Origin of the sequence: Alkalibaculum bacchi (genome assembly GCF_937875145.1) — a bacterium.
In the GTDB taxonomy this organism is placed as follows: domain Bacteria; phylum Bacillota; class Clostridia; order Eubacteriales; family Alkalibacteraceae; genus Alkalibaculum; species Alkalibaculum bacchi_A.
This window is the reverse complement of the sequence record NZ_CALNCS010000036.1, coordinates 1-9980: the sequence shown is the minus strand read 5'-3', so window position 1 is coordinate 9980 and position 9980 is coordinate 1. Positions and strand designations below refer to the sequence as shown.

9 protein-coding genes and 1 riboswitch are annotated in these 9980 nt (G+C 36.1%); of the genes, 3 read left to right on the top strand and 6 right to left on the bottom strand.

Going from position 1 to position 9980, the window contains the following annotated elements; translation table 11 throughout:
* Positions 1 to 76 precede the first annotated feature (76 nt).
* Entirely contained in the window at positions 77 to 868 is a 792-nt protein-coding gene (locus tag Q7P22_RS02565; RefSeq protein ID WP_113920423.1) for an ABC transporter ATP-binding protein, read from the top strand.
* A 267-nt stretch (positions 869 to 1135) separates the two neighbouring features.
* Here the strand turns inward: Q7P22_RS02565 and Q7P22_RS02560 are convergent, their stop codons facing one another.
* Positions 1136 to 2134: a P1 family peptidase gene (locus Q7P22_RS02560; protein WP_303860248.1), complete on the bottom strand. Its 999-nt coding sequence runs from the start codon at positions 2132 to 2134 to the stop codon at positions 1136 to 1138.
* 579 nt (positions 2135 to 2713) lie between these two features.
* On the opposite strand from Q7P22_RS02560, the gene Q7P22_RS02555 reads away from it, so the two are divergent.
* Entirely contained in the window at positions 2714 to 3250 is a 537-nt protein-coding gene (locus Q7P22_RS02555; RefSeq protein WP_170128212.1) for a DUF2179 domain-containing protein, read from the top strand.
* Positions 3251 to 3480: 230 nt separating this feature from the next.
* Here the strand turns inward: Q7P22_RS02555 and Q7P22_RS02550 are convergent, their stop codons facing one another.
* From Q7P22_RS02550 to Q7P22_RS02535, 4 genes are read right to left on the bottom strand one after another with little or no spacing between them, the layout of a single operon-like run.
* Entirely contained in the window at positions 3481 to 4341 is an 861-nt protein-coding gene (locus tag Q7P22_RS02550) for a class I SAM-dependent methyltransferase (RefSeq protein WP_303860242.1), read from the bottom strand.
* A 34-nt stretch (positions 4342 to 4375) separates the two neighbouring features.
* Positions 4376 to 5152, bottom strand: coding sequence for an ABC transporter ATP-binding protein (locus Q7P22_RS02545; protein WP_303860240.1), 777 nt, complete (start codon positions 5150 to 5152; stop codon positions 4376 to 4378).
* Entirely contained in the window at positions 5136 to 6203 is a 1068-nt protein-coding gene (locus Q7P22_RS02540; RefSeq protein ID WP_303860238.1) for an iron ABC transporter permease, read from the bottom strand. Before Q7P22_RS02540 ends, Q7P22_RS02545 begins: the two co-directional genes overlap by 17 nt.
* Positions 6166 to 7260 carry an ABC transporter substrate-binding protein gene (locus tag Q7P22_RS02535; RefSeq protein WP_303860235.1) on the bottom strand — a complete coding sequence of 365 codons (1095 nt, stop codon included), beginning with the start codon at positions 7258 to 7260 and terminating at the stop codon, positions 6166 to 6168. Before Q7P22_RS02535 ends, Q7P22_RS02540 begins: the two co-directional genes overlap by 38 nt.
* A 123-nt stretch (positions 7261 to 7383) precedes the next feature.
* A riboswitch (molybdenum cofactor riboswitch) is annotated at positions 7384 to 7510 on the bottom strand.
* A gap of 270 nt (positions 7511 to 7780) precedes the next feature.
* Here Q7P22_RS02535 and Q7P22_RS02530 point away from each other — a divergent pair.
* Positions 7781 to 8758, top strand: a complete 978-nt coding sequence (locus Q7P22_RS02530) for a diaminopimelate dehydrogenase (RefSeq protein ID WP_303860233.1) — start codon at positions 7781 to 7783, stop codon at positions 8756 to 8758.
* A gap of 831 nt (positions 8759 to 9589) precedes the next feature.
* Here the strand turns inward: Q7P22_RS02530 and Q7P22_RS02525 are convergent.
* The coding region (locus tag Q7P22_RS02525; RefSeq protein WP_369695477.1) for an MFS transporter at positions 9590 to 9980 on the bottom strand (391 nt) is incomplete at its 5' end.

The following is a 9980-nucleotide window of genomic DNA, read 5'->3' as shown; positions in this document are numbered from 1 at the left end:
GGCTTATCTGGCCTTATTTTAGATATGATTATTAAAAAAGTAGAAAAAAACATAGAGAGTAAGTGGGGTGTTCAAAATGGATCAAAATAATGAATCCTTTATTACCATAGAAGGGGTTACTAAAAACTATCCTAGAAACGATAAAACCCAAAGCCTCGCTCTAGATAAAGTGGATTTATCTATTAAAAAAGGTGAATTCATTTGTTTATTAGGACCTAGTGGCTGTGGAAAGACCACTCTTTTAAACCTCATTGGAGGTTTTAGCAAACCCACTACTGGTAAAATCCTTATTGATGGAGAATTAGTAGATAAACCATCTGTTGACCGAATCACCATATTTCAAAATTACGGTTTACTTCCCTGGAGAAGCGTTATTAAAAATGTGGAACTAGGACTAGAAGCAAAAAAAATCTCTAAAGAAGAGCGAAAAACTATCGCTGAAGAATATCTAAGCTTAGTGGGCTTAACAGACTTTTCAAAACATCATCCAAGTGAGCTCTCTGGAGGTATGCAACAACGAGTTGCCATTGCAAGGGCATTAGCAGCAGACCCTGACATTTTACTTATGGATGAGCCCTTTGGCGCATTAGACGCCATGACACGAATGGGCATTCAAGATGAAATTCAAAGGATATGGAGCGAAAAAAAGAAGACCATTATCTTTGTCACACATGATATCGAAGAGGCTGTTTTTCTAGCAGACCGCATCGTCATCATGACCCCTTATCCAGGCAAAGTCAAAAGCATCTTAAAGGTGCCTTTAGCAAGAAAAAGAGATCGAACCAGTATAGATTTTCTAAAGATTCGAGATAAAGTTTTTAGCGAATTTGAATTAAAAGCTCCAGATTGTACGGAATACTATTTGTAATAATAGCGACCAGCCACCAGTATTTTGGGGTCAAGATCTTTCACTTGCGCTCAAGATGACTGGGTAGAAGTTAGGCTCAAAAGCAGGACTTTCCTAGTAGATCAATAGAGCACGAGGTTTCTCGTGCTCTTTACATATTTATATATATTAGAAACGTTCTGTTTTTTAACTTAGCCATTATTTAAGTCAGCTTTATATACAAGGCTTACATCTCTGACCCAAGAGACTTGACCCTAGCACTGGTAGCTGGCGACTGATTGGTGAGAGCTAAAATGCCGGAGCCACTTGTAGATCATGATAGCAGTAAAGCCCTTTTATCCCTTCACTAGTTACAACAGCATTTACAATTGCCTTAGCTACTACTTCTGCTGCTAGTGCCCCTAAAATGTTCATGTCAATTTCCTTATCTCCGCTAGAAATAGTAAAGAGAGCATCACCATCAAGATTAGTATGTACTGGATTAATTGCCCTTGCCATTCCATCATGTGCCATCTGTGATATTCGAAGACACTCTGACTTGTTTAGATGGGCATTTGTAGCTATGCAACCTATTGTAGTATTCATTAATTGCCCTCCAACTTTAGATGCCTCCCTTTCCATGTCTTTAAAGACATCAATGGTGGGCTTTATTTTCTTGTTGGATATATCCACAGGTCCAGCCAGGATTTCATTTTGGCAAAATGGATCATAGACATCTCCAAAAGCATTGACAGCAATGACACAGGACACAATAACATCACCGTACTGAAGGCTAGCCTGTCCTAAACCAGACTTCATAGCAGACACCATGCCATTTACTTTTCCGACAGTAGCTCCAGTTCCTGCGCCGATATTTCCCATTGATCTATCACTTGTTGTAGCAGCACGTATAGCTTCCGCTCCCATATTGCCATTAGGATATGCAAGGGGTGAGCCAATGGCTAAATCAAAAATTACGCATCCAGGAACAATGGGAACCTTTGTTACGCCAGTATCATAACCTGTATCTTGGCTTCGGAGATAATCCATAATTCCATCTGCGCAAGCAAGTCCAAAGGCAGATCCTCCCGCAAGAAAAATCCCATGGACTTCTCCCACACTCTTCTCAGCACATAAAAGATCTGTTTCTCTCGTACCAGGTGACGCTCCTCGAACGTCAATAGACGCTGTAGCCTTATTAAGAGGACGTATTACAGTTACCCCTGTCATACCCTCGTAATCCATAGCATGACCGAGGGCAAAACCAGGAACATCACAAAAATATCCAGTATACCTTGGTTTGTACATTTTTTTCTTCCTTTCTAACTATTATCATATATCATTAATTTGCTCTATATTGTTGTCATAATACTATTGTATTTTGTTTTTAAACTTCATATTGGTTTTTAAATACGACTATTTAAGATGCAAGTTGCTCCATCAAAGATTCTTAAAAAAATCCACTTATTTCCTCTTAATTTGTTCTTATACATTATTCTACCACAACAAAAACATATTAAAGCATTAACCTCTTCTTAGAGCTATTATTTCTTATATCCTTATCTTATTCATTCCACACCAAATCAAAATAACCTTCTTTTCAAAGATGTATTTAAGCTTTTTATGTAGAAATTTAGATATTTCCACAGCAATATCATAAAGTGCCGACATACTTTAGCGACCAGCTTTATAGTATTTAAGTCTTATGTTCATGAAGTACTTTAAGTGAAATGCAAACCCTGTATATTCAATAGTTTTCTAGTTCATGTTAAACTTTAATACGAACATATAGTTAAGTGTATATTCTATATCTTCCCCTGGAATTGTTTTTTGCATAAAGTATCTAAATGAAGTAGAATGTCAATAACAAATAATAAGAGGTGTATCATGGAATTTTTAATGAGTTTAGAAGGTCTAGCTCTATACATTACTATATTTATTGCGAAGATTGTTGAAGTTTCCATTTCGACAATCCGACTGGTCTATAATAATAAAGGTGAAAGAGTAAAGGGTACTATTCTGGGATTTATTGAAATATTGATTTGGTTACTAGTTGTAAGCTCTGTCCTTAACAATATTACAGAAGATCCTTTTAAAATATTTGCATATGCATTAGGTTTTGCGCTGGGCAATTACTTAGGGCTCTATATAGAGTCTAAAATAGCCCTTGGTCTTGCATCCATTCAGGTTGTCGTCGGTGAGGAAACAGGAAGCACTCTAGCTGAAGCACTTCGTGAAGATGGCTATGGGGTTACTATTATTGATGGAAAAGGGAAAAACGACAGCTGGAAAAGTCTTTTGTTTATTCAACTTAAAAGGAAACAAATCCCTGCTGCTATTAAAACCATTAAATACATCGCTCCTAGTGCGTATATTACTGTCAATGATATTACGTCCATGTTTGGTGGATTTATTAAAAAATAGTTGTAAATATAAATATCAAACTTTTTTAAGCTCATCTTATACTTTAACTAAGCATGTAAGCTAGCAGTTACAAGGTATTTAGCCTTAATGTTAAACCTTAACTACTTGGGTGGTATTAAGTGGAATACATATAATCTATAATAAAAATAGCTCCTTTCTGATTTGAATCGCTTATAGATTCTTAGCAGAAAGGAACTATTTTTTTCCTAAAGCATAATCTTTTTATATTTCTATAGTGTTATAGGTTTCCACCCTATAACAAATGTCTTCGTATTTCTCAAGAAGCGGTACTTGCCATCTATATATGTAATGTACTCATCCACATTTTGCTGAAATAGATTTTCTTCTTCATCTGTTAAATCCGCGTTCTCACCTAATTCTACTGTGACTTGCCTTAAGTCATCGTATGCTTCTTCCTTGCTCTCATAAGTTCTTTCAAATCCGTCTTCTACCACTTGTACCATTGGATCGATACCCAAATCATAGAGTAAATTAAATGTAATATTGTATCCAAACATTCTACTCTGTTCTTCATTTACTTCTCTCTTTTTGATACCCCTAATTCCTGTGAGCATTTCCATTTGAACATCTCGTAAAGAAGGATATCCTGTAAAACTTAAAAGGTAAGCATATTTTGTAGCTGTATTATTTAATTTAATAATATCTTTTAAACCAACAGATCTTGATGCAAAGGCTATATGATGTTTTTCTATAGATGTATTTGGATTTACTCCATTCCAATCTAATTTCTTGTAACTCACATTATCTAATCCTGCTTTTTCTACATTGACTTTGCATATTTCTAGCATCTTGTCTGCTACATCTAATGCCGTTACTCTTCCCACTCGCTGAGCAATAGGTACTGTCAAACGACCTACACCGCAACCAATATCGATGACTGAATCCTCTTTATCTAATTTCATAGCATTTACTTGGTTAAGAGTGTACTGTCTCTCTAGGCCTGCCATAAAATCGTACATTTTCGCTACTCTACTCCACATCTCATTAGCGCCTTTTTCACTTAACGTGCCACCAGGTAGGCTTCTTGCATTTAATTCTTGGATAGCACTCCAATTGACTAAACTATTCATTCTACTCACCATCTTTTTTTATTTTAATAAGAATCTATATAGATGTAATACAAATCTTCTTATCTCTTTCCTTAATATAAATCATTTCTAAGTTTAAACCGTATATCTTACTTAGATTATCTTGTGTTAGAATGTCTTTTGAATCTCCATATATAAATCTGCTACCATAGTCGACAATTGCCGCTTTATCTTCTAACATAAGAGCGTGATCTGGATTATGAGTAGTCATAATGATAGTATATCCTTGCTGTGATAACTCTTTGATCATTTTTAATGTTCTAATTTGATTTCCATAGTCTAAATGGTTAGTAGGTTCATCTAGCATAATAATCTTTGGATTTTGAACTAAAATCCGTGCAATCATGGCTTGTTGCTTTTCTCCGCCGCTTAAATTGGTGTATTTTTTATGAGCTAAATGTTCAATTTTCATCTTGCTTACTGCTTCATCGGCTATTTCTATATCTTTCTTTTTGGGAGTACCTAGTATATCTAAATAGGGAGTACGCCCCATGGTCACAAATTCACGTACTGTATAAGCATATACTGCATTGTGAAATTGAGGTACATATCCAATCTCCTTTGCTGCTTCTCTCCTACCTATACTCCTTATAGACTTACCTGCCACCTTAATCATCCCTTTACTAGGCGTGATAAGATTTGCTAGGCAATTAAGCAGTGTAGTCTTACCTGAACCATTAGGACCTAGAATGCACATAATTTGTCCCTTTTGCAAGCTAAAGTTTATATCTTTAATGGTTTCTTCTTTTACTTTAGGATACTTATATGCTAAGTCTTTAACTTCTAAAATCATTTTTATCCACTCTCTGTTTTATTAAAAGTAATGTAAATATGGGTACGCCAACTATTCCCGTAATTACGCTTAAAGGTATTTCTGTAACGGACAAAGTTCTTGCTACATTATCTACTAACATCATAATTACTACGCCCATTACAAAGGACATAGGAACTAATTTGGTGTGATTGTCTCCCACAACTAGTCGTGATAAATGTGGGATTACTAATCCAAACCAGCTTATGGTCCCTGATATGCAAACTGCTGACGCAATTAAGATAGTCGTAGTAATAATACATAGCATTCTTATGCCTTTGGCATTTACCCCTAAACTCATGGCCTCATTGTCACCTAGGGAAAGAATATTGATATACCATCTAATACAAAGCAAAACAATAATACAAAGGATCATTGGCAAATAAACAGTTCTTAAATCTGGAAAAACTACATTTGATAAACTACCCATTAACCAATAGGTAATATTTGCCAAAGTAACCTCTGCATCTGCTAGATATTTAATCAAAGTGAGCAGAGAAGAAGCAAATCCGCTAACGATGATCCCAGCTAATATCAATACTAATGAGCTACTATTACGGATGAGAGCAGTAATCCCTAAGACTAACAATATTGCGATAATTCCACCTATAAAGGCTGCTACCTGTACGGCGTAGTCTGTATACCCTAATGTAATAGCCAGTGCCGCCATTACAGCAGCGCCATTAGAAACCCCTAACATATCTTGGGAGACTAAAGGATTTCTAAAAATACCTTGATAAATAGCGCCAGACAAACCTAAGCCCCCGCCTACCAGGACGCATGCTATTAGCCTTGGTAGTCTTATCTCTAATACGATCTTACTCATAGTAGCATCCCATGTCTGCTCAATAGGAAAGAAGGGCGACAACACAATTTTAATGGTATCTATAAAAGAGATTTCAAATTGACCTAAGCCCAATGAAAATATAAAGATGATTACTGCTGCTACAGATAAAAGCAATATATACATATTGCTTTTATCTGTAGCTTCTATTTTATTTGCTCTTTTTTCCTGAATCCTGCCATTCTCCATTTGGTCCTTTTCCTTCATATAAATATTGAACTTCTTCATCTGTCATCTCATAATCTAAAAATGTCTTATAAAAGTATTTTGTCTCTTCCTCTAAATCTACGTCTTTAAAATAATCTGGGTAGGATGTTTTTGCCATCCATAATATTTCTAAAGACATTTCTCCACTAAATGCATCCCAATAAAACATCCCTGCTGGGTTGATATGTACCCGATTGTTTTTTACTGCTGATACATCTTTATACAATGGATCTGTCATAAATTTTTCATATTCTGCATGATTTCCTTGTGCTACAATAATTACGTCAGGATCTGCAGCAATAATTTGTTCATAGGATATTTCAGGTGCTTCACTACCTGCAAAAGCATTTGTAACATTAGCTGTCTTAAGGAGACTTCCCACTACACTATCGTCAATAGTTGTAGTGGACGTAGTACCATGAAGAACCACTATTTTCTCTTCTTGAGGAACTGTTGCAGCTACTTTTTCAACTAAATCTAAATTTTTATTAAAATACGTAAAGAAAGCTTCTGCATTTTCTTCGTATTCTGACCCTAAAGCTTTGGCAACAATGCTCATTTGTTCCATTAACTCATCTGCTGATTTTCCTCCAGTTAACTCTACAACTGGTTCTCCGATTTCTTTTAGAGCATCTGCTCTGCCCGCTACAGAAATAATCACATCTGGGTCGATTTCTAAAATCTTTTCTACATTAGCTGTTTGACCATCAGAGATCACCTCAACATCTTTCGCACCTGGGAAAATGTGAGTCATCCAAGGTCGGCTTTGTAGGAAAGAAGACCCTCCTACCATAATGTCTCTAGCGCCTAATTGGACGATAATTTCATTGGCTGAATTCCATAAGTTAACTACTTTCTTTACATCTTTTGCGATTTCCACTTCATTTCCACTAGCATCTAATACGATTCTAGTTTCTGCTTCATTTGTTTCTTGCTTTTGAGTAGCTTGATTATTTCCTGCTGTTTCTTTGGCATTATTACAAGCTACCATACTAAACGCCATTAAAAAGCATAAAACGATTAGAAAAACTTTTTTCATATTTGTATCTCCCTTATAATTTTTTGTGTTACCTTGTCTATTCTCAATAGACGTTTTTGCTCATTGTTACACGCAAAAAAAACTCCTTAAAAAAGGAGTATCAAAAAATGAGCATGCTACCGCTATTATTTTAAAAAATCTCCTTTTCACATTGGAAGGCGTATTCATTTCTAAATACACCCTAACGTTTACACAATCCTAGTACATATTAATATACCTTAGATTAAATAAATCAGAGCTTTACTATTAATTTATATTAGCATAATTTGTATATACAAGTCAAGGATAAATAGGTAAGTCATAGCAAATCGTCATAGCAAATCAGGCGAATACTTCATAGTCTAATGTTTTTTTGCATAGTATAATAGTTTCTATGTTAAATATAAAAAAGTTTCTTTCTAATGTTTCTTATGCCCCTTTCAGAATTACTTGACAAGCATAGCTTTAAACTGATAATTTTATTATCAGACTAAAATACAGAATAAAGAAGGAGGAACTTGGCTTTAGGCCAGGAAAACAGATGAGCGATAAGATTAGAATAGGTATTGTAGGATACGGAAACCTTGGCAAAGGTGTAGAATTAGCTTTGGGGCAAAATCCAGATTTTTCCTTAGAAGCTATTTTCACAAGAAGAGATCCAGAAAATTTTAAAACTACTTCAAAAGCAGTTCATATTTCTGATATAGCAAATTATATTGGAAAAATTGATGTAATGATTCTTTGCGGTGGCTCAGCTACAGATTTACCACAACAGACACCACAACTTGCAGAGCTCTTTAATACGGTAGACAGTTTTGATAATCACGGAAAAATACCAGAGTATTTCAACAAATTAGATTCTGTTGCAAAAAACTCTAGCAAACTTAGCCTAATATCTGTTGGTTGGGATCCAGGATTATTTTCTTTAAATCGCCTTTTAGGACAGGCGGTACTCCCAAATGGAAAAGATTATACTTTCTGGGGAAAAGGTGTAAGTCAAGGACATTCAGATGCTATTAGAAGAGTAGAAGGCGTTAAAGATGGCGTGCAGTACACAGTTCCTATTGAGAGCGCTATAGATATGGTACGTACTGGAAAAAATGTAGAGTTTTCTCCTAGAGAAAAACACGAGAGGATCTGTTATATCGTCCCAGAAGATGGAGCTGATTTAGACAAAATAACAAATGAGATTGTGAACATGCCAAATTACTTTGCAGACTACGATACCACAGTACATTTTATAACTGAGGATGAGATGCAAAAAAATCATAAAGGCATGCCTCATGGGGGGTTTGTAATACGCACAGGGGTTACTGGAAATGGTACAAATCAGAGAATGGAATTTAGTTTAAGCCTAAATAGCAATCCAGAGTTTACTTCAAGTGTGCTAGTAGCTTATGCAAGAGCAGTTTATAGACTATCTAAGGAAGGTCATACTGGAGCTCGCAGTGTATTAGATATTCCATTTAGCTACTTATCTCCGAAGTCAGGAGAAGATTTAAGAAGAGAGTTGCTTTAGTCACTAGCATGTGGGTGTCGCTTGCGCTCAAGATGACTGGGCAAGAGCTAGGTCAAAAATAGGAGTTCCCTATTACAGTAATCGAGTAGGAGGGGGTGACTAACCCCCGTCCTCTCACACCACCGTGCGTACCGTTCGGTACACGGCGGTTCAGTTGAGGATAAGATGTGCCTATGCCTTGTATCACCTATCTATCTGCACTAAGCGTTCTTACTGTCTATCTTCGATTTCCAATCTATTTTCAAGTAAGTAACCTCTTTCGAGCAACTGCTATTTTCATGTTTCAAGTAAGTGACATCTGTCTTATCTCAACCGTCGAGTCCTTTTCTCCATCTATTTTCATAGGCTTCTTCGATACTACGACTCGAACTGACTTCTGTACGTTCAATTTTATCTCCCGATAAAGGTTACTAAGTAGCGAAAACATTTATCACTATGCATAGCATATCGTACAGACCTCCCCAGTTAAGATGCGTAATCTTTCCCTCCATCTATCTGCCACATTTACACAGTATATCTTCGAATAGTTATTGGGCTTCAGTTTGTTCGGCAACCTTACCCGATATACCATGCCTTCTATGTGATTTCTGTCCGTCAGACCAGAGGTTTGCCATCCGACTTCCTTCAGATTCCACCTCACGATGGACACCCTTGTCATTGGCTATGTGTTTCCCACTATCAGGGCACACTACGGTCTTCCACCGATTAGATTACGCCCATGCTGGGCGAACCGAAGAAAGGGCAGAATCATATTCTGCCCTTTTTAAATTAGAATACTATGTACTTATAGAAAATAATATTTGCTATTATTTATCTTGATTTTATTTCATATTACTTTGCGTCAACGCTTGTATTAAATTTTGATCGTCCTACAAAAGCTACAATACTTAGTATGATTAATGCAGTACCACATAATAAGAATTTAAAACTTTCTCCACCACCAAAATTATTGACAATTGGGTTTAGTATAAATGGAGAAACGAACATGCCGATATTAGAAGCTCCATTTATTAATGAAATAGCATTAGCGCTCATTTCAGGTGTTACAGCAGAAGAAGCGATGAACATAGCTGTTGGCATTAACAAAGAAAGGCCAAACCCTATGAGAGCACCAGCGATAAAGACACTTGCAATGGACCCTATGATATTAATAAGAAGCAAGCCCACTCCTGCAAGTAAAATAGCAGTTGGAATAATAGTATCTTTTAATCGTTTTTTTATT

Coding starts and splice junctions, on each gene's coding strand:
- Q7P22_RS02545 (WP_303860240.1), bottom strand. CDS start 5,152: ATGATTTTAGAAGTTAAAGACTTAGCATATAAGTATCCTAAAGTAAAA.
- Q7P22_RS02555 (WP_170128212.1), top strand. CDS start 2,714: ATGGAATTTTTAATGAGTTTAGAAGGTCTAGCTCTATACATTACTATA.
- Q7P22_RS02540 (WP_303860238.1), bottom strand. CDS start 6,203: ATGGAGAATGGCAGGATTCAGGAAAAAAGAGCAAATAAAATAGAAGCT.
- Q7P22_RS02565 (WP_113920423.1), top strand. CDS start 77: ATGGATCAAAATAATGAATCCTTTATTACCATAGAAGGGGTTACTAAA.
- Q7P22_RS02535 (WP_303860235.1), bottom strand. CDS start 7,260: ATGAAAAAAGTTTTTCTAATCGTTTTATGCTTTTTAATGGCGTTTAGT.
- Q7P22_RS02530 (WP_303860233.1), top strand. CDS start 7,781: ATGAGCGATAAGATTAGAATAGGTATTGTAGGATACGGAAACCTTGGC.
- Q7P22_RS02560 (WP_303860248.1), bottom strand. CDS start 2,134: ATGTACAAACCAAGGTATACTGGATATTTTTGTGATGTTCCTGGTTTT.
- Q7P22_RS02550 (WP_303860242.1), bottom strand. CDS start 4,341: ATGAATAGTTTAGTCAATTGGAGTGCTATCCAAGAATTAAATGCAAGA.